At 49.5% G+C, this 18,651-nt stretch carries 17 protein-coding genes; 12 read left to right on the forward strand and 5 right to left on the reverse strand.

Annotated elements, in window-relative coordinates:
- Positions 1-8 precede the first annotated feature (8 nt).
- The 6 genes from AC04MQ_RS02475 (at position 9) to AC04MQ_RS02500 (ending at position 7,209) form a co-directional block, all read left to right on the forward strand.
- Positions 9-1,199, forward strand: a complete 1,191-nt coding sequence (locus AC04MQ_RS02475; protein ID WP_475390904.1) for a mechanosensitive ion channel family protein — start codon at positions 9-11, stop codon at positions 1,197-1,199.
- 127 nt (positions 1,200-1,326) lie between these two features.
- Entirely contained in the window at positions 1,327-2,883 is a 1,557-nt protein-coding gene (locus AC04MQ_RS02480) for a sigma 54-interacting transcriptional regulator (protein WP_015089343.1), read from the forward strand.
- A gap of 189 nt (positions 2,884-3,072) precedes the next feature.
- Positions 3,073-3,942 (forward strand): hypothetical protein, encoded by an 870-nt coding sequence (locus AC04MQ_RS02485; protein WP_475390906.1) that lies wholly within the window; start codon positions 3,073-3,075, stop codon positions 3,940-3,942.
- A 41-nt stretch (positions 3,943-3,983) separates the two neighbouring features.
- Positions 3,984-5,018 carry an aminoglycoside phosphotransferase family protein gene (locus AC04MQ_RS02490; RefSeq protein ID WP_235046210.1) on the forward strand — a complete coding sequence of 345 codons (1,035 nt, stop codon included), beginning with the start codon at positions 3,984-3,986 and terminating at the stop codon, positions 5,016-5,018.
- Entirely contained in the window at positions 5,015-6,004 is a 990-nt protein-coding gene (locus AC04MQ_RS02495) for a sugar phosphate nucleotidyltransferase (RefSeq protein ID WP_475390908.1), read from the forward strand. Before AC04MQ_RS02490 ends, AC04MQ_RS02495 begins: the two co-directional genes overlap by 4 nt.
- 11 nt (positions 6,005-6,015) lie before the next feature.
- Entirely contained in the window at positions 6,016-7,209 is a 1,194-nt protein-coding gene (locus tag AC04MQ_RS02500; RefSeq protein WP_475390910.1) for an exo-beta-N-acetylmuramidase NamZ family protein, read from the forward strand.
- A gap of 53 nt (positions 7,210-7,262) precedes the next feature.
- Here the strand turns inward: AC04MQ_RS02500 and AC04MQ_RS02505 are convergent, their stop codons facing one another.
- From AC04MQ_RS02505 to AC04MQ_RS02515, 3 genes are all read right to left on the reverse strand, one after another.
- Positions 7,263-8,273, reverse strand: a complete 1,011-nt coding sequence (locus AC04MQ_RS02505) for a hypothetical protein (RefSeq protein ID WP_475390912.1) — start codon at positions 8,271-8,273, stop codon at positions 7,263-7,265.
- 8 nt (positions 8,274-8,281) lie between these two features.
- A complete protein-coding gene (locus AC04MQ_RS02510; RefSeq protein WP_475390914.1) occupies positions 8,282-9,790 on the reverse strand; it encodes a hypothetical protein in 1,509 nt (502 codons plus the stop codon).
- Between the two features lie 95 nt (positions 9,791-9,885).
- The gene (locus AC04MQ_RS02515) at positions 9,886-12,105 is read right to left on the reverse strand and encodes a Tad domain-containing protein (RefSeq protein WP_475390915.1); all 2,220 of its coding nucleotides are present in this window, start codon (positions 12,103-12,105) and stop codon (positions 9,886-9,888) included.
- 122 nt (positions 12,106-12,227) lie between these two features.
- Between AC04MQ_RS02515 and AC04MQ_RS02520 the strand changes: the two genes are divergently transcribed.
- Both AC04MQ_RS02520 and nagZ read left to right on the forward strand, forming a co-directional pair.
- The gene (locus tag AC04MQ_RS02520) at positions 12,228-13,106 is read left to right on the forward strand and encodes a hypothetical protein (protein WP_475390917.1); all 879 of its coding nucleotides are present in this window, start codon (positions 12,228-12,230) and stop codon (positions 13,104-13,106) included.
- A 3-nt stretch (positions 13,107-13,109) separates the two neighbouring features.
- Positions 13,110-14,222: a beta-N-acetylhexosaminidase gene (gene nagZ / locus AC04MQ_RS02525; protein ID WP_475390919.1), complete on the forward strand. Its 1,113-nt coding sequence runs from the start codon at positions 13,110-13,112 to the stop codon at positions 14,220-14,222.
- On the opposite strand, the gene AC04MQ_RS02530 is transcribed toward nagZ, so the two are convergent.
- Positions 14,223-14,972 (reverse strand): OmpA family protein, encoded by a 750-nt coding sequence (locus AC04MQ_RS02530; protein WP_015089333.1) that lies wholly within the window; start codon positions 14,970-14,972, stop codon positions 14,223-14,225.
- Between the two features lie 14 nt (positions 14,973-14,986).
- A complete protein-coding gene (locus AC04MQ_RS02535; RefSeq protein WP_475390921.1) occupies positions 14,987-15,739 on the reverse strand; it encodes a flagellar motor protein in 753 nt (250 codons plus the stop codon).
- A 95-nt stretch (positions 15,740-15,834) separates the two neighbouring features.
- Between AC04MQ_RS02535 and AC04MQ_RS02540 the strand changes: the two genes are divergently transcribed.
- The 4 genes from AC04MQ_RS02540 to AC04MQ_RS02555 are packed head-to-tail and all read left to right on the forward strand — an operon-like array spanning position 15,835 to position 18,650.
- Positions 15,835-16,416, forward strand: coding sequence for a phosphatase PAP2 family protein (locus AC04MQ_RS02540; RefSeq protein ID WP_475390923.1), 582 nt, complete (start codon positions 15,835-15,837; stop codon positions 16,414-16,416).
- Positions 16,413-17,405: an SDR family oxidoreductase gene (locus AC04MQ_RS02545; protein WP_015089331.1), complete on the forward strand. Its 993-nt coding sequence runs from the start codon at positions 16,413-16,415 to the stop codon at positions 17,403-17,405. Before AC04MQ_RS02540 ends, AC04MQ_RS02545 begins: the two co-directional genes overlap by 4 nt.
- A 7-nt stretch (positions 17,406-17,412) precedes the next feature.
- Positions 17,413-18,246: a monofunctional biosynthetic peptidoglycan transglycosylase gene (gene mtgA / locus AC04MQ_RS02550; protein ID WP_015089330.1), complete on the forward strand. Its 834-nt coding sequence runs from the start codon at positions 17,413-17,415 to the stop codon at positions 18,244-18,246.
- Positions 18,243-18,650, forward strand: coding sequence for a 2-thiouracil desulfurase family protein (locus AC04MQ_RS02555; RefSeq protein ID WP_475390925.1), 408 nt, complete (start codon positions 18,243-18,245; stop codon positions 18,648-18,650). Before mtgA ends, AC04MQ_RS02555 begins: the two co-directional genes overlap by 4 nt.
- Position 18,651: the final 1 nt, after the last annotated feature.

An 18,651-nucleotide genomic window follows, 5' to 3' on the forward strand; every position in this document is an offset into this window, starting at 1 on the left:
AATAAAGTATGCCTACTTTATTTGGATCTGAACTGAGCAGCGCTGTTATCAACACCGGTATCGCCACCATCATTCTGATTGTGGCCTTGTCCCTGCTAAGCTGGTTTTTCCCGTGGCTGCAGAAAAAGATTCAGTCCCTGCCCCATAGCCAGCTTCCTGCTTTAAAGATCCATAACTTTGAAATCATCACCGCCCAGTCCTTAACCGCCGGCATCTGCAGTTTGCTAAAGGGTCTGCGACTGATCATCACTGTCCTGGGTCTTTATTTCTATTTCTCGCTGGTGCTGGGCTTTTTCCCCGACACTCAGCATCTTTCTGAAAACATGCTTCACTACATTCTGGATCCACTGAAGGAAGTGCTGAAGACCATCGTCGACTACATCCCGAAAGCCATTTACGTCATCGTGATCGTCCTGGTGATGCGCTATGTTCTGAAAGTCATTCGTTTGTTCTTCCTGCGCATTGAGGCAGGATATCTAAAGCTTGAAGGTTTTCATGCGGAATGGGCCCACCCCACTTACAATCTGGTGCGCATTCTGGTTTTCGCCTTCACCCTGATTATCGTCTTCCCGCATTTGCCGGGATCGAGCTCTCCGGCCTTCCAGGGTGTATCCGTATTCCTGGGTCTTTTGATTTCATTGGGATCAAGCTCCGCAATTTCCAATATGGTGGCAGGCCTCGTCATCACTTACATGCGACCGTTTCAAGTCGGCGACCGCGTAAAACTGGGCAGCACCGTCGGCGACGTCGTTGAAAAGAACCTGCTTGTGACCCGCATTCGCACAATTAAGAACGTGGATGTGACGATTCCAAATTCAAATGTTTTAAACAGCCATATCATCAATTTCAGCGCTGTTGCTGACACCAAAGGACTGATCCTGAATCCACGAATCACGATCGGTTACGACGTGAACTGGAGAAAGGTACACGAGCTTTTATTGGGGGCTGCGGCCCGCACCGAAGGTGTTTTGAAAGACCCGAAGCCGTTTGTTTTCCAGACAGCCCTGGACAACTCGTATGTGCAGTATGAACTGAATGGTTACACCCGTCTTGCAAACAATTTTGACGATGTGTATTCGGATCTATACAGAAATATTCAGGATTTGTTTAACGAAGCTCAAATCGAAATTATGTCGCCGACCTATCATGCGCTTCGTGACGGCGAAGGAAAGCACATCCCAGCGGAGTATAAGTCTTAATCTGAGACGTGCGTCCCAGTCCTTAGTCCAGCTTTGCACGCTCTTTAGACAGTCCCGCTAAAGTTCGTCTACTTTCTTGACGATAAAAGTATCGATACTTTTGACAGTCACTGAAAGGACGATACTTATGATTAATTGGGATGAGTTTGAACATATACATGTCATCAACAAGCTCAAACAGATTCTCAGCGCGTGGTGGAACATTGACGTTGTTTTCACAGACGAGCGCGGAATGCTCAAAGGTTATGACTCTGATAAAGTCACCTTCAGCAATCCGGCAATCACAGCTCTGGTAAGAAAAGAAGCTGGTCAGCAAAGCATCGCGGAACTTGTGACCAAGTCTCTGGATGATCTTCGCACTTCCCAAAACAGATTCTCCCTGCGCAAGTGGGACATGGTTGGTTTTGATGTGGGTGTATTCCCGATCATGATCGAAAATGACTGTGTGGGTACGGTTGTGGCTATGGGCTTCTTCCGCGATTCCAACTTCACTTCCCGCATGACAGAAATCCGCGAGCGCCTTGCGGCCTTCGGCATGTCCGGCGAAGTGATTGAAAAATGCCTGGGCAAACTGAAATTCCTGGATGATCAGGAGCGCGCTCACTTCAATGAGCTTTGCGAACTGGTGGCTCAGGAGATCGTGACTCTTCACCTGGAAATCTCTTCCCGTGAAGACCGCATCAAAGAATTGAATAAAGAACTGGGCAACCGTTTCAAGTATGACAACATGATCGGCAAGTCCAAACCAATGCAGTCTCTGTACGCTTTGCTTGATAAAATCAAAGGTGCGGATTCCACAGTGTTGGTACAGGGTGAAAACGGTACGGGTAAGGAATTGATCGCAAAATCAATTCACTATAACTCTCACCGCAAAGACAAACCTTTCATCATCCAGAACTGTTCCGCATTCAATGACAACCTTTTGGAATCTGAATTGTTCGGTCACGTAAAAGGCTCCTTCACAGGCGCTTTGAAAGACAAAAAAGGTCTTTTCGAAATGGCTGACAAAGGGACCTTCTTCCTGGATGAGATCGGGGATACCTCCCCGCAGATGCAGGTAAAACTGCTGCGCGTTCTGCAGGAAGGCACGTTCATGCCAGTGGGTGCGACTGAATCCCGTAAAGTGGATGTGCGCATCGTGGCGGCAACAAACAGAAATCTGAAAGAAATGGTAGAACAAGGCACATTCCGTGAAGACTTGTACTATCGCCTGAATGTTATCAATATCCGCGTTCCTCCGATGCGTGAAAGAAAAGAAGACATCCCGTTCCTGGTGGATTTCTTCCTTAATAAAATTCACGATCAGCAAGGTGGACCAAAACGTCAGATCACCAAGCGCGCTTTGGAAAAGCTTTATGACTATCCATGGCCGGGTAACGTGCGTGAACTGCAAAATGAGATCGAAAGACTTTGTGTTCTTTCCGGTGACGAAACAAAACTGATGGCGGAACTTCTTTCCCCGAAAGTTTTGGAAGCTGGCGAAAAGAACAAAGTTCAGGGTTCCCGTTTGCAGGGTAAGCTGAAGGATGCATTGGAAGATCTGGAACGCGAAATGATCCGCGAGGGTCTGCGCCGCACAGGTTGGAACAAATCCAAGCTTGCAAAAGAACTGGGTATCAGCCGTGCAGGTCTTATCATGAAGGTCGAAAAGTACGGCCTGGATAAGCGCAAACTGGCGCGCTAAAAAGGGCACCGACCCTAAAAGAATTACCTAAATGATCGAAACTTAGTGGGCTTTAAGAGCAAATCTTAAAGCCCACTTTTTTTGCCAAAAACAGGCTATCCTGCTGAATATACTAAATAATTAAGACCGCATCCAGACTTGGCACTGCTCTTGTAATAGAGGTCCTTTGTGTAAGGGGTACGTGGTTTTATGCAGACAACATTGGATAGCTCTTTTGTAGAAAGACTAAAGCAGATTCTGGCCAACCGCTATGGGAAGGGTTTACAGATCCGTCAATTGATGGACCTGTCTGAAGTTTCAGGCGCGGAAGAAATGTTCACGAGGGGGCGTGACCTTCATATTCCTATTCGAGTGAATGGGAACTTCCTGGGAACAGCTGTGGTGCCATCCGCAGATGATCTGAATAGTGAGAAGCGTTCTGGAGTGGCTCAGTTGGTAAGAATGGTTCTGGAACCAGCCATGTACAAATGGTATCTGGATCAGAAAGAAGCCAATCTTGAAGAGCTTAGCAAAATTCAGCCCAATCTGGACAATGTCCGACTGTTCGGTGAAGAACCGCTGCCGACAATTGATGAGCTTCTGGCTGACGATTCCATCGTCCCAAACGAAGGTCCAGCTGCAGAGTTGATTTCTCACCTGATCCATCTTGAGGGCCGATCCGAAAACAACAACAAGAAAGTCGCTTTGCAACTGCACGAGCTGACCGGCCGCTGGGCATTTGTTCCTTTCAATGACATCAAAGGCCAGCTGCATTCCTCTATGGACATTGCCCGCATGGGTGGAATGACAATCTTTGTGGAAAACGTTGAGAACCTGAATGCCGCCGAACAGGAGCTGCTGATGGATTATATCAGCGAAGAGCATCTGGACGACGAGCCACTGATCATTACCAGCTCCCTGAAAAGCCTGGAAGAACTGGGTGAAAGCACGCTGGATTCAAAATTCGTGGATGAGATTTCCGTGAACTGCTTTGAAGTCGACCGCGCGCCGATGACGCCGCAGGGACTGAAGGAAGTTCTGGAACTGTTCTTCATGAAAGATGGTCCGATCGACGCCTGATTTTCCCGTCTGATTTATCCTTGATAATGCCGTGAGTGTCTGTGAGAATTTTTCTTATGGTCACTCACGATGAATTCCTGGTTCCATTTTTGACAAAAGCTTTGAACTCCGACAACTACAAGGTCTTTTCCTTGGCCGGAGACGCCTCCAACCGCCGTTACTATCGCGTGGTGCAGGACAACCAGTCCTGGGTGCTGATGCGCTGGGAGCCTTTTGATCCCAACAACTATCCGTTCCTGAGCGTGCTGAATCACTTCGCTAAAAACGGCGTGCATGTTCCCACCGTGGTGGCGCAGTCCCCGCAAGAAGGACTGATGCTGCTGGAAGATCTGGGCGATCTGACCCTGGAAAGAAAATTCTGGGAAAGCCAAAGCCAGGAAGCTTCTTTGGAATTCTATCAAATGGCCGTGGACGAGATCGTCAAGATCCACCACCCGGCTACTTTGGACAAATCTGACTGCACCGCTTTCAAAATCGAGTTCAACACCGAAAAATTCCTGTGGGAAATGAACTACGGTAAAGACAATCTGCTTTCCGGCGTTCTGAAGTTCCCCTTCGGTGAATCTTTGAACAAGGAAATCACGGATATCTTTGTGGATATCTCAAGCCGTCTGGACAAGGAACCAAAACGCATCGCTCACCGCGACTATCATTCCCGCAACTTGATGATCAAACTTGATCAGATGAGCGTGATTGATTTCCAGGATGCCCGCCTGGGTCCGATTCAGTATGACCTGGTCAGTCTGATGCGTGACTCTTACGTGGACATGAATGATTCCATGGCGCGCACCCTGATTGACTACTATCTGGATAGATCCAAAGATTATTTGCCAAAAGATTTCTCGCGCGAGCAGTTTGACCGCATCTATGAACTGCAATCCATCCAGCGCTGTTTTAAGGCGTGCGGAAGCTTTGCCAGCTTCTATCACCTGCGCCAAGACCGTCGTTATCTAAAATACCTTTCCGGAACTCTTCGTCGTGTGATGAAAGCCATCAACGAATTCCCGGAATACAAAGTATTTGCCGATGTCCTGATTGATTCCGGTGCTCTGGAAAGAAAGTACGAAACTCTATGAATGTGATGCTGCTGGCGGCGGGTGAAGGCACAAGACTTCGCCCCTACACGCTGACACTTCCAAAGCCGGCCATTCCGTTTGTAACGGTCCCGTTGGCTGGACACTCTCTCAGTTTTCTGGGAAATCTTGCCATCAACAAGCTGGTGGTAAACACCTATCACCTGCCCGGCGAAATCCACCACCTTTTCCACAGCCTGCGCCACCATGCGAAGTCTTTGCATTTTTCTGACGAAGTTGGACAGATTCTGGGGAGCGGTGGCGGACTGGGTAAAGCCCGGGATCACTTTATGGGTGATGATTCCTTCGTCATGATGAATGCCGATGAGATCATTCTTCCCAAAGAAGCTGACATCATGAAAAAAGCGATCACTCATCACCGTCACCAGCGCAATATCGCGACTTTGATGGTGATGGATCATCCCGACGTGGGAACAAAGTTTGGTGGCGTCTGGACAGATGCCCACAACCGCGTTCTGGGCTTTGGAAAAACCCCGGTCGCCGGAGCCGTGAAGGCATGGCATTTTGTCGGCGTTCAGATTCTTGCTGACAAGGTATTTGATTTCATTCCGGCACAAGGTGAATCCAATATTCTGTATGACGCTTTAACGGCGGCGATAAAAAAAGGTCTGAGTGTTGAAGCTTATCCTTTTGAATGCACTTGGTTTGAAACCGGAAACCCCACCGACTTTCTGGAGGCTTCTGAAAAGTGCCTGCATTATTTGGCGGGACCTGTGACTTATCAAAAGACCACTCTGGAAGGAACTCTGAAAAGATATTCCAAAGAAGAAACCATTTTGGCCTCTACTGACGGAGGCTTCAGCTTGATTTCAAAATCCGCCTTTCTGGGACATTCTCGAATTCACAAAACATTCTGTGCCGGCCCCGGAGCCATTGTGGAAAATGGCTGTGAACTGACCAACGTCATCGTGGGCGCCAACGCACGGGTGCCAGCCGGCACTCAGGCCAAAGACACTCTCTTTCTGTAGCAAGGACATTTATGAAACTCGGTCTTGAAGTACTTCTCGCAAATCCAAAAATGTTAAAAAGCCTTAAGGGCAAACGTGTGGGCTTGGTCTGCCACCCTGCCAGCGTTGATGAAAATCTTCAGCACAGCATGGATTTGCTTTCCAAGAAAATCAAACTTTCCTGCGCTTTCGGCCCCCAGCACGGCGTTCGCGGCGACAAACAAGACAACATGATCGAAAGCCCGGACTTTGTGGATCCAATTCACAAGATTCCCGTATTCAGTCTGTACGGAGAAGTTCGTCGCCCCACGGCCGAGATGATGTCCCACTTTGACGTTGTGCTGTTTGATCTTCAGGATCTGGGCTGCCGCATTTACACGTTCATCACCACGCTTTTGTACATCATGGAAGAATCCGCAAAACTTGGAAAAACCGTCATTGTTCTGGATCGTCCTAATCCCGCGGGCCGCCCGGTGGAAGGCTTTAAAATGCTGCCAGGCTGGGAATCCTTTGTGGGTGCGGCACCCATTCCTATGCGTCACGGCCTGACGGTGGGCGAGCTGGCTTTGTACTTTGCTGACTACTACAAAATGGATCTGGATCTGCAGATCGTGAAGATGAAAGGCTACAGTCCTGACAAGGGCCCGGGCTTTGGCTGGGATCTGAAGCGTCCTTGGGTGAATCCCTCTCCGAACGCGGCCTCTTTGAATATGGCGCGAGCTTATTCCGGAACCGTGCTGATTGAGGGCACAACGCTTTCAGAAGCTCGCGGTACGACCCGCGCTCTGGAAATCATCGGTGCTTCGGATATTGACTATGCGGAAGTTTTGGTGCGCATGAAAAAGAAAGCCCCTCAGTGGTTCAAGGGCGTGACTTTGCGTGAGTGCTTCTTTGAGCCGACTTTCCACAAGCATGTAGGTAAGCTATGCCACGGCTTCCAGTTCCACACGGACGGCGTCAGTTACAAACACGATCAATTCAAACCTTTCCGTCTGACGGCACTGATGCTGAAGGTGATTCGCGAAATGCATCCGAAGTACCCGATCTATCGAGATTTTGCTTACGAGTACGTGAACGACCGTCTGGCATTTGATGTGATTAACGGCGGACCGGCGCTGAAGAACTGGATCGAAAATCCAAAAGCGACTCCGAAGGATCTGGATGCAGCTTTAGCCAAGGATGAAAAATCCTGGGTGAAGGAAAGGAAGAAATACCTGCTTTACTAAAACAAAAAGGGTGCTGGAAACAGCACCCTTTCTTTTTTCTGATATCTGGATTCTTATTTCTGCAAAGCCAGTTCAGCGTCGGTATAGAAAGACTCTTGGCTTTCTTTGACTTTATATCTGCGAGTCATCATCAGGAAGATACTGTCAGCGGCAACACCGATAGGTTCACCGTTATAGTTCTTCTGCATGCCTGCAAGACTTGATGGATCACGTTCCAGGCTGACACCACCGGAACCAGAACCACCAGCCCCGGCATAGCCGCTGCCTGAGCCATCATCAGCTGGAGAAGCTGGTCCCCAGCCTCCTCCACCGCCGCCACCACCTTCACTGAAGCCGTTGGAAGCAGTCATCGCACCAATTTTAAGCTTTTCAACTTTATCAGCGGACTTTTTGGAAACCTGGGCATAAGCATCCTGACCCGCAAGGATTGCACCTTGCGGAATACCCGCAGCTGCCATCGACGCTGCAGATGCAAAATCTGACGCCTTATATGTTTTACCATCCGGTGTTTTAATAATCCCGGTCTTAGGATCCAACAGACCCCCGGTGGTCAGCTTTCCTGTATTCGTTCCCAAAGCTTTAACATTCGGATCATTTGAAAGTGGGTTGTTGGGATCATTCAGGTCAATGTTTCCATAGTCATAGGCATTGCCCAAACCGTCAGATTGGAAGCTAGTCAGACCCGAAGAACCCGCGGCACTGCCGTGCTCTTTACCCTGCTTCATGGACAAAACGCCGAAGCCTGTGAAGATTGCAGCCATCGCGCAGGCAGCATAGTTTTGACTGGAGCATTCACCCCATTTTTCCGCCGCCATAGTAAACATCAAGGCCCCTGTAAGGAACTGAGTCGCCTGAGCGCCCTTATTGGAGCTTCCAGACTTATCTGCAGAATCCTTCACTGAAGGGGAAGTGGATTTACCAGTTGTGGTTTCAACCCCTTTGTCCGCCGTCGTCTGATTTGTTGTTGTCGAAGTGCTGCTGCCGCTGACTGTAACAGCGCCCGCCATAACCGGAGACCAAATCAACGACAATACACAAACGAACTTGATTGTTAATTTTGTCATAGCATCCCCTAGTTATTCAAAAGAGTGTTCTTGTTGTCACGATAGCGTTCTTTGATTTTTTCCCAGTTGGACTTGCCACCCTGACCGGTCACTTCATTTTTCCAAGCCTGCTGACCAGCCAATCCTTGAGAAGGATCTTTCGCCCCGCCTGGAAGGTACTGACGCAGCTTCGGATCGGAACCTTTAAAGCCACCGAATCCACCACCGCCTCCGCCGCCACCTGCGCCGGAAAGGATATCCGTGTTCAGACCTTTTTTAGCCGCTTCACCCTGAGCTCCGGCACCACCGCCGCTGCCGCCACCAAAGCCGCTCAGGCCACTGCCACCACCTGTTGGTGCGCCGATACCGGAAGAATCACTGCCACCGGCGCTTGTGGATGCAAGATCACGCAATCCTGCAAGAGGATCACTTTCAATTCCTGGAAGCGTATTTGCACCAGCGCCGTTACCTGCTGTACCAAGCTCTGCACCTTGAGAAGCCAAGCGAGACGTCGTCCCGTCATTAGCTTTCTGATAAGAGTTGGAACAACCCGGAGTTCTTGGATTGGCTTTACAGATACATTCTGGATCGTTGGCTGCTGTTGTGGCATCAGCACACTTGTCGACAGTGGCCGTAGTTGCCACATCCGTGCCCGTACCGTCGGATTCCTCGTCACACTGCTGACCTTGCTTGAAGGAAGAGATCATGGACGCGATACCCGCACCAGCTGAAACCAGCATGTTTCCGTAAGTATAGGTACACGCTTTGTCTTTTGTTGCGATGGACTGTGCTGCAATTTCGGCTTCAGCATCACCCGTCATTGCAGAGTCCTTTTCAACGGTCTGCTGAACCATCGCCATTTTACCTTTTAAGGCAGTCATGTAGTTGGTGCAGGCTGTTGCCGCAGCAGCATTAGTTGGGACTATTGGTTGGCACTGTCCAAGCGTCGCACCGCTGGAATCTACAATTTTCTTGATACGATCAAGATTTGTTTTCACGGTATCACAAGAGGCCTCACACGCTGCACGTGCCGACGAACATGCTGCCGTATATGCAGTCAGGCCCGCCTGCGCCAAACGAGCAATTTTCGCCAAGTTGCTACAGGCATCCTGAACGGCGACCCCCGTGATCATGCTGGCAACAGTGTTAATATTATTGAGTGTTTTCTGAAGCTCAGGACTTGTCTTTTCTCGGCAAAGCCAGGAGGCGGTAGCTTGTGTCTTTACGCAAGTACCATGAAGATTGCTGTAGTAGCTGGCGGCACTATCCAACTCTTGAAGCAAATTTATACCCGGGACATCGGCACCCGCTGTACGTGCAGCGGTACCCAATTGCAACCAATTCGAAGTCGTCGCCTTAACCTGTTTTGCCTCTTCGGTAAACCCTTTGCCTTCAACCTTTTGCTGAGCGGCGCTTACGTCTTTTGTATCTGTATTAACCTTAACATTGGTTTTTCCATCGCCCTCGGCATGGGCGAGCGAAGCCGTGAACGACAATGCAATTAACATCGAAAGAAGACTTGTCTTCAAACTACGCATAAGAATTTCCCCTACTATATCCTTTTCGGACAAAAGTCAGAGTTTCTTAAGTTTTCGGGGCTTGTCTTAGAATGAGACGCTCAGATGAAATCTGTTTAGAACTCGCTGTCTTCAGGTGGTGGATTCAGCAATGCCCCACGCACACCGACGCCACCCAGCTCAAGATCCGTGCGGCGAAGGTAGTCTGATGAAACCATCTTTACAGAATAACCTGTTGTACCACCCGAAACACAGTTTCCTGGGTTCGGAACTTCCGGTTCACCGGAATCAGCGCCTCTTGGAGTGATTGTGCATTTTCCGAACTTGGCTGGATCCAAACTGTAGTCCACAAGACTGACGGGCGCCCAGGAAGTCAGAACATCCTGCCATTTGGTTGAGATATACGTCAGCTTTCCGGCAATATCCAAAAACTGCCGCATGAATGTATTCCCGGCGACAGCTTTGTACTGATCGATGACGCTGAACTTGTCCCAATTGATGCCTTCTTTATTGGAACCTTTGTGGGTTCCGATATCCCCTAGGAACTCTTTGTTTTCGGCATAGTAGCCAGAACCAACTGATTTCAAGAAGCCATCACGCAAGCGGGTGTAGTAGTTGTGATAGAAATCTGGCTCAATGGAGTAATAAGTAAGATCAAACGGATCAGGCAGAATCGCCGACAACTCAAGCATGCGCATGCGCGAGGGCTGATCATTAGTATGATCCCACGCGAGTAAATCCTGATTTCCACCCCGTTGATAGAAATTAAATGGCAAGTGCTTCCAGTGCTCGAAATTCGGGGCCGTGTCTCCGTAGTTCACCGGAGCATTGCCCGGTTCAACGTTCCCGTCAGAACCCACAACCCAGTTAGGATCTAACTTATAGATAGCTCTGCCGTACTGATAAAGAACCCGGCGACTTTTCAGCCCCACTTTATCGCCAACATAACGGCTATAATTCGCGATCCGCGTCGGATCCCCGGGCAAACCGACATGGGCCTGGTCCATCAAACGAGGAGGCAGATTGGGATCTGTTTTGTCGTTAGGACCGCCTTGAGAACCGTTATACGATGCTGATCCAGACGGGTACTTATTGTAATACCAAGGACCGATTCGTCCGCCGAACGGTTTGTAAAATGCGCGGGCCTTAATTTCAAGAGAACCAAAAGGCGAAAACGGAATCTTCGGACGGGCTGACGCGGAAACACCCACATACGCCATACACCAAGGGTTCTTTTCCACCCCGATAGAATAGTTGTAGATATCGCTGATGGGTTCCCGGATGCCGATATAGTTCTTCAGTTCGTCCACTTCGGTTCTGAAGCGTCCGTCTGCAACAGTTGCATTAGGAAGATCTGATTCAACGTTTGAAAGCATTTTGGGCTTAGGCGTAATACTTGAGGTAGTACAGATAGTATCAATGTAACTGAATCCAGGATAAGTCTTAATCTGCTTCAACCAACGAGCTGGCTCCCCTTTGGCTCCTTGAGAACCATTGCAGGCGGAATGCCCCAATGAATTATAGATGCTCATTTTCAAATCGGACGTGTTGTTGGCGGCAGTGAGATTGTTCTTAAGAGTGTTCTCCATACCCAGTTTCACGCTCTTGCCATCAATATCAAAGAAATCTGCATCGGGAGAACTAGGTGCCATCGCCTTAGAAAGATAAGACATCAACAGGGCCCGGTTGCCCTGATCAATATTGAAGGCAACAACGAAACCACCCAGCATCAGATAATTAAAGGATCCAAAATCCTTACAGCGTTCAATCAAGCTGGCACGCAGGTTCAGGGCAAGGCTTCGAGTTCTTCCAGAAACACTTGGTAAGTCGATCAATACAGGCGGGATCTTAAAGACACTGATACCGGTATGCGAAGACAGCGCCTTGCAGGTGTTCTCTCCATCTGGCATCGGCTTGAACGGAATATAAGTGATACAGAAGGACGGAGAATCGTAAAAGTTCTGTGCCGCAGGATTGATACTGTCATCATCACTGTTGCGCAGACGTCCACCACCGATCTTGTCAAACGGATGTTCCTCGAAATCCCCCGCCGTCCCCAGCATACGATAGCGCCAAGCCAGCAATTTCCAGCTTTGACGAATCTGATAGTTCGTGTGGGCAATCACGTTCATGCCCTCGGCCTGCCTCATCGCGCCGTAATAGGCAGCAAGATCGACCGAGTTTTGCAGGTTGATTTTATGGTGAACCAAAAGACCGACGTTGATGACCATCGCAAAGAACAGGAAAAGAATCTGAAAGATCAACGCGACGAAAAGGGCGATCTGCCCCCGCTTGTTGTTAAGATTCTGAATAAAAGTGCTTCGTGAGTTCAACATCTGTATCCCAGCATTGTCTCGTAGGTTGTCTCATGAAGCAACAACTCGACCTCTAAAACTTTGACTTGTTCTATAGTGAGATGACAGACTTTTATCCATGGTTCCGAAGGGAGAACTCGACGATGGTCCAACGACTTTGCCTGACGATTTTGCTGACATTGGTGTTTGCGGGCCACGCTCACGCGGATGTTCTTTTTGAAGGCTATGCAAAAGTTATCTCCGGCGAAGAACACATCGGGTATGTGATCAGCCGCTATGAATTTGAACCAAAGAAAAAGCAGTTCATTTCCACCTACTTCCTGAAAACGGGAAAAGGTCCCAGTGAAACCACCGAAAGCCTGAAGGCCTATGCGGATGCCGACCTGACTCCGATTTCCTATGAATACACTTCTTTGGCCGGCAAAGAATCCAAGATCATCGACGCCAAATTCAAAGGCGGCACCCTGACGGGGGTGATTAAAAACGGCGGAAAAGTCTCTCGCATCGAAAAAAAGATCCCCAAAGGGACTTTCCTTTCAACGTTCCTGGTGTATCTGATGTTGAAGTCCAAAGAAGGTCTGAAATCAGAAACCAACTATGAATATCAGGCCATCGCGGAAGAAGACGGCGCCATCTACAAGGGTCAAGCCCTGGTCGGAAAAGAAGAGATCTACAACGGCTTTAAGTCCTTCAAGATTCTTAACACCTACAAAGACATCAAGTTCCTGAGCTACGTCAATGAACGCGGCGAAGTTCTGGGCACAAATGCCATGGGCCAGGGCATCGTCACCGAACTTGTGGCAAATCCTTCTGAAGCCATTGGAAACATCCCCTACAGCGCCTCTCTGCTAAAAACTTTATTCGGCAAGGTTCCTGCCGGTGATGCCAACGTCGTCACTCGCAATACCAAGCTGAAAGCGGCAGAAGCCAACGCCCCGGCTCCGAGCAAGCAAATGGGCGTCCCACAAGGACAGGGAATCATCATCAAGGCTCAACCGGAAACAGAGAAAAAAGGGAACTAGTTCATGAGTATCAGTCACATCATCGGTCAGCACATGTTCATCGGCGTATCAGGTCACGCCCTTACTGCTGACGAAAAGAAGTTCATTGTAGAAAACAACATCGGTGGTGTGTGCCTGTTTGGCCGTAACGTCGCTGAACCAAAACAGGTTCGCGAGCTGTGCGCCGAAATCCAGTCCCTGCGTCACAAGCAAGTCGACAAAGCGCCACTGTTTATCGGTATTGATATGGAAGGCGGCCGCGTTCACCGTCTGAAAGCTCCATTCACCGTGTGGCCACCGCTGAGAAAACTGGGCGATCTGGATGCACCAACCGTGTCTTTCCATTTTGCCAACCGCATGGGCCTTGAAATGAAAGCCGTGGGCATCAATCTGGATTTCGCACCTTGTGTGGATATCTTCACAAACCCAGGCAACACCGTTATCGGCGACCGTTCCATCAGCTCTGATCCCGAGATGGTGGCAAAACACGCTTCGGCTCTGGTTCGTGGTTACATCAAAGCGGATGTCATCACTTGCGCGAAGCACTTCCCGGGACATGGTAACACCATCGTTGACAGTCACGAGGACCTGCCGGTTGAAAACACCGATCTGGCCCGCCTTGAAGCCTGCGAGCTGATTCCGTTCAGAAAGACCTTCAAGTCTCGCGTGGATATGGTCATGACCTCACACATCAAGTTCCCGAACATCGATCCTGAATGGCCAGTGACTTTGTCAGAGACATTCGTGAAGAAAATGATTCGCGAAGAACTTCGCTATCGCGGTTTGATCATCACTGATGACTTGGGAATGAAAGCCATGACGAAGCACTATGGAATTGACGAGGTTCCAGTGCGCGCCTTGAAAGCCGGCGTGGATCTGCTGCTTTACTGCAATGATCCCGAGGTTCCGCCGCAGGCCTACGATGCCATCCTGGGTGCCGTGGCCCAAGGATCTTTGAAAAAAGAAGACCTTGAAATCAGCTATCGTCGCATCATGGACTTTAAGAAGGTAAAAATTCAGAACCCTGATCCACTTCCCTTGGAAGATGCGATCAAAATCATCGGCAGTCCGGAACACCTGAAGATCGCTTCCGCGATCGCCAATGGTCAGATTCCCGACGGACTTTTGCCAGAATAATTAAATTTCAACTTTGGAACTGTCGGTGACGATGAAAATCTCGATCCGGCGGTTCATCGCCCGGTGCTCGTCCGTATCGTTGGGCACCACCGGCTTCTGATCACCGTAAGACAATGAAACAAAACGCTTTGGATCCATCTGATGCACTTTCACCAGATAGCGCACCACTGCCGAAGCACGTCCACCCGCCAGCTCCCAGTTGCTCGGGAACAGAGTCCCGCCAATCGGCAGATCATCGGTATGACCTTCGATAATGATTCTTTTTTTGTGGGTCTTTAGAACATCCGCCACTTTATCCAGGCTTTTAAGCGCTTCAGGTTTCAGCTTTGCAGAACCTTCCTGGAAAAACGTGGACGCCGCAAGAGCAATCCTCACTCCGACCGCATCGTGATAAACATCCTGAATGGCCTGCTTTTTTTGAGCACCGTCCATGGACTTATCCAGAGCTCTTTCCACATAGTCTTCAACTTCGCCGGGCCCACCCTTTTTGGGAAAGTTCCCGACAGGCATTTCAAGCTCGCCAATGATACTGCCAATGGAGTTTGGCTCGGCATCTGATCCGCCCCGGCCCACCAGATGCAGGCTCAGCTTAACAGAGTCTTCAAATTCTTTTTGTTTTTCTTCGTTGGAAGTTGAAGTGGCATACATCACCACAAAGAAGGCAAACAGCAGAGTAATGAAATCCGCATAAGAGACCAGCCATCTCTCATGGTTTTCATGTTCCTCGTGTTTGCGGTGTTTCTTTGCCATGAATTCTTTCCGACCTATTTTTGATCGCTGTCGAGATAGGCGTAAAGCTTCTGCTCAAGCACCACCGGATTCATCCCGCTGGCAATCAGAAGACCGCCTTCAAGGACCATCATTTTTTCACGGGTTAAAGCCTGAACACGGCGTTTAAGTTTGTTTCCCAGAGGCAGGAACAACAAATTGGCCGAGCTGACTCCGTACACCGTCGCCACAAAGGCCACCGCAATACCTGCGCCCAATTTACTTGTATCGGTCAGATTTCCCATGACATGAATAAGACCCAGAACTGCCCCGATGATTCCGATAGTGGGGGCAAAGCCACCGGCGTCTGTCCAGATTTTGGCGCCGCCCAAAAGCTCTTCTTCTTCCGTGTGAATCTGTGTTTCAAAAATATCGCGAATAGTGGTTATGTCGACACCATCGACCACATTTCTGAGGACTCCTTTTAACAGGGGATCTTCAATGCGATTAAGGCGTGGCTCCAAAGCCAGGATGTTTTCTTTCTTAGCAAGTCTTGCGCAGTCGACAATTTCATGAAGGCGCACTTTGCTGCGGCTTTCCTCGTGACGAAAGGCTTTTTTAGCCAGCTGCAAACCGGTCTTTAAGTCCTTTTCAGAACTGGAAACCATCACGGCTCCGATGGTGCCCGTTAAAACGATAATAAAGGCCGTCAATTGCATCAGCGAACTTGTGTGTCCGCCTTCCAGCAGGTTGCCAAGCAGTATCCCACCGACCCCTACCAGAATCCCAATCCATGTTGCTTTGTCCATAAACAGAATGATGCCATAGGCCCTTGCCGGTGACACTTGGACCAGTGCAGAACCTAGACTTTCTGCGAGCGAAAAATTAGGGTAAAGTCACTCTGATGCTCGATTTTATTTTGTCTCTCGATAAGAGTCTTTTTGTATTGGTGAATTCACATTGGACCGCGGCCTGGGCCGATCAATTCTTCCCGTTTATCACAGATCTGCACAAAACACCGTTTTTCAAGTTCATCCTGGTGCCAGTGATACTGGCGCTGTTTATCTGGCGTCGTGGCCTTAAAAAAGGCCTGATCATCTTTGTGTTTGCTCTTCTGTCCGTGTCAATCTCGGACGGCGTGGGGAACTGGGCCTTTAAGAAAACCGTTCAGCGCCCGAGGCCGGCCAATACGCAAGGACTGGATGTTCAGGTGCGCGCACCATTTGGCGGATACAGCTTTGTATCCAATCACTCCACCAACATGTTCAGTTTCGCGAGCTTTACAGCGGCTATTTTCCCCCCGGCCACGGTGCCTTTGTATACTTTGGCGAGTGTGATTGCCTATAGCCGGGTTTACAATGGCGTGCATTTCCCGACGGACGTGGTCTGTGGGGCACTGCTTGGAATGATTTTTGGTATTTTGTTCGCGCGCCTGTGCAAGCTCATCCTTGATCGCATCAAAGAAGAAGGGACCGTTACAACATGAAGAAAGTTTTAGTCACCGGAGCAAACGGTTTTTTGGGCAGCTGGCTGACCAAAGCCCTTCTGGAAGAAGGACACGACGTCTATGCCCTGGTTCGCCCGAAAAGTGACCTTTCCGAACTTGAAGGCGTAAGGTGCAAATACGTTCATGGCGACGTTACGGATGTTCATTCTTTACTGGAAGCCACTAAGGGCATGGACACGGTCTTTCACCTGGCAGGTGTTATTGCCTATAAAAAGTCCCAGCGCGCCCAGATGGACAAGGTCAATGTGCAGGGAACGGCCAACGTCATTGCGGTCTGCCGCGAACACAAAGTGCGACGCCTGGTTTATTTGTCTTCGGTCGTGGCCATCGGTGCCGGATATACTCCCGATCAGATTCTGAATGAAGAATCCCCTTACAATATCGCCGACCTGAATCTGGGGTATTTTGAAACCAAACACCAGGCTGAAATTCTGGTGAAAAGTGCCTGCGATAAAAATGAAATCGACGCGGTGATGGTGAATCCTTCCACGATCTATGGTCGCGGTGATGCCAAAAAAGGCAGCCGCAAGATGCAGGTCAAAGTCGCGCAAGGAAAGTTGAACTTCTACACTTCCGGCGGCGTGAATGTCGTGGCGGCAGAAGATGTCGTAGCTGGAATCTTAAGTGCGTGGAAAGTGGGCCGCAAAGGTGAGCGCTATATTCTTTGCGGGGAAAATATTCTGATTAAAGATCTCTTTGCCATGATTGCCGCTGAAGCGGGAGTCACTCCTCCGAAACATCAGCTGCCTGATGGCCTTTTGCATGCCGTGGGTGCCGTGGGTGACTTCATGGAAAAGATGGGCATGAAGGGTCCACTCAGTCGCGAGAATGCCTATACCGCAACGATGTATCACTGGTTTGATTCTTCCAAAGCACAGAAAGAGCTTGGCTTCCAGCCAAGACCGGCCCGCGAAGCCATTCACAATTCCGTGCAATGGATGAAAGATCACGGAATGGTGAAAAAGTAATCCTGACATGATCAAAAAGTTAATATTCTTTTTCTTGGGTGTTCTGACGTTGATGGGTGTGGCCGCTGGTTCATTGTGGGCCTGGCTTCCTTCGGACAAAGACATTCGCGGCTGCATGGTCACGAAAATGTATCAGGTCGAACTTTGTCCGGGTTCAAAGAACTATGTTCCATTGAAACAGATCGCCCCCATTCTGCAAAAGACCATCATACTGACTGAAGATTCCAATTTCTATAATCACAAGGGCTTTGACTGGGACGCGATTGAAAAGAACGCCAAAGAAGGTTGGGAAACCGGCGTCTTTAAACGCGGCGGATCCACTATCACCCAGCAGCTTGCCAAAAACATGTTCCTGAATAAGGACCGCACCTTTATCCGCAAAGGTCTTGAAGCAATTATCACCGACCGTATCGAACACACCCTGACCAAAAAAGAAATTCTGGAAAGATATCTGAACGTGGTTGAGTTCGGAAAAGACATCTATGGCGTCAAAGCCGCGGCAAAGTACTATTTCAAAAAATCCCCGGCGGAACTGACGGTGGTTGAAGCTTCTTTCCTGGCCATGGTTCTGCCAAATCCGGTGAAGTATTCGCAGTCCTATTACCGTAAAGAGCTGACTCCGTTTGCGCGCAAGCGACTGGGTCGCATTGTTGATGATCTTTTCCAGTATCATCGCATTTCTCAGGAAGAATACGACATCGCCAGCGCCCAAGTGGCCTATTTCTTCCAACCCGAACCACCACCGGAAGAACTGACATCCGACGAGGCTATTCCGACCCTGGAAGAACTGGAAAATCTGGAATCTCAAGAGCAGCTTGAGAGCAGCGAGGAGGCTGAATGAAAATTGTATCCGCCTGCCTTTCCGGCGTTCACTGCCGCTATGACTGCAAAGCCCAGACAAGATCCCCGATTGAAGAGATGGTGCAAAACGGCGAAGCCATTCCGGTTTGCCCCGAACAATTGGGCGGACTTTCAACTCCCCGGCCTCCGGCAGAACGTATCGGCGATAAAGTTCTGACCAACAAGGGTGTGGATGTGACTGAGCAATACACCCGAGGTGCCGAAGAGGCTTTAAGAATTGCCAAGCTCGTTGGCGCCACTGAAGCCCTGTTAAAATCCAAATCCCCGATGTGCGGGTGCGGAAAGATCTATGACGGCACCTTCACGGGCGCCCAGAAAGACGGTGATGGTGTCTTTGCCGAGCTTTTGAAAAAACACGGCATCAAAGTCACCCCGATAGATTAAG

It is taken from the genome of Bdellovibrio sp. MYbb2, from assembly GCF_056175685.1.

What these genes read in the sequence shown, in the direction of transcription:
- AC04MQ_RS02475 (WP_475390904.1), top strand. Translation starts at nt 9, where the DNA reads ATGCCTACTTTATTTGGATCTGAACTGAGCAGCGCTGTTATCAACACC.
- AC04MQ_RS02480 (WP_015089343.1), top strand. Translation starts at nt 1,327, where the DNA reads ATGATTAATTGGGATGAGTTTGAACATATACATGTCATCAACAAGCTC.
- AC04MQ_RS02485 (WP_475390906.1), top strand. Translation starts at nt 3,073, where the DNA reads ATGCAGACAACATTGGATAGCTCTTTTGTAGAAAGACTAAAGCAGATT.
- AC04MQ_RS02495 (WP_475390908.1), top strand. Translation starts at nt 5,015, where the DNA reads ATGAATGTGATGCTGCTGGCGGCGGGTGAAGGCACAAGACTTCGCCCC.
- AC04MQ_RS02500 (WP_475390910.1), top strand. Translation starts at nt 6,016, where the DNA reads ATGAAACTCGGTCTTGAAGTACTTCTCGCAAATCCAAAAATGTTAAAA.
- AC04MQ_RS02505 (WP_475390912.1), bottom strand. Translation starts at nt 8,273, where the DNA reads ATGACAAAATTAACAATCAAGTTCGTTTGTGTATTGTCGTTGATTTGG.
- AC04MQ_RS02510 (WP_475390914.1), bottom strand. Translation starts at nt 9,790, where the DNA reads ATGCGTAGTTTGAAGACAAGTCTTCTTTCGATGTTAATTGCATTGTCG.
- AC04MQ_RS02515 (WP_475390915.1), bottom strand. Translation starts at nt 12,105, where the DNA reads ATGTTGAACTCACGAAGCACTTTTATTCAGAATCTTAACAACAAGCGG.
- AC04MQ_RS02520 (WP_475390917.1), top strand. Translation starts at nt 12,228, where the DNA reads ATGGTCCAACGACTTTGCCTGACGATTTTGCTGACATTGGTGTTTGCG.
- nagZ (WP_475390919.1), top strand. Translation starts at nt 13,110, where the DNA reads ATGAGTATCAGTCACATCATCGGTCAGCACATGTTCATCGGCGTATCA.
- AC04MQ_RS02530 (WP_015089333.1), bottom strand. Translation starts at nt 14,972, where the DNA reads ATGGCAAAGAAACACCGCAAACACGAGGAACATGAAAACCATGAGAGA.
- AC04MQ_RS02535 (WP_475390921.1), bottom strand. Translation starts at nt 15,739, where the DNA reads ATGGACAAAGCAACATGGATTGGGATTCTGGTAGGGGTCGGTGGGATA.
- AC04MQ_RS02540 (WP_475390923.1), top strand. Translation starts at nt 15,835, where the DNA reads ATGCTCGATTTTATTTTGTCTCTCGATAAGAGTCTTTTTGTATTGGTG.
- AC04MQ_RS02545 (WP_015089331.1), top strand. Translation starts at nt 16,413, where the DNA reads ATGAAGAAAGTTTTAGTCACCGGAGCAAACGGTTTTTTGGGCAGCTGG.
- mtgA (WP_015089330.1), top strand. Translation starts at nt 17,413, where the DNA reads ATGATCAAAAAGTTAATATTCTTTTTCTTGGGTGTTCTGACGTTGATG.
- AC04MQ_RS02555 (WP_475390925.1), top strand. Translation starts at nt 18,243, where the DNA reads ATGAAAATTGTATCCGCCTGCCTTTCCGGCGTTCACTGCCGCTATGAC.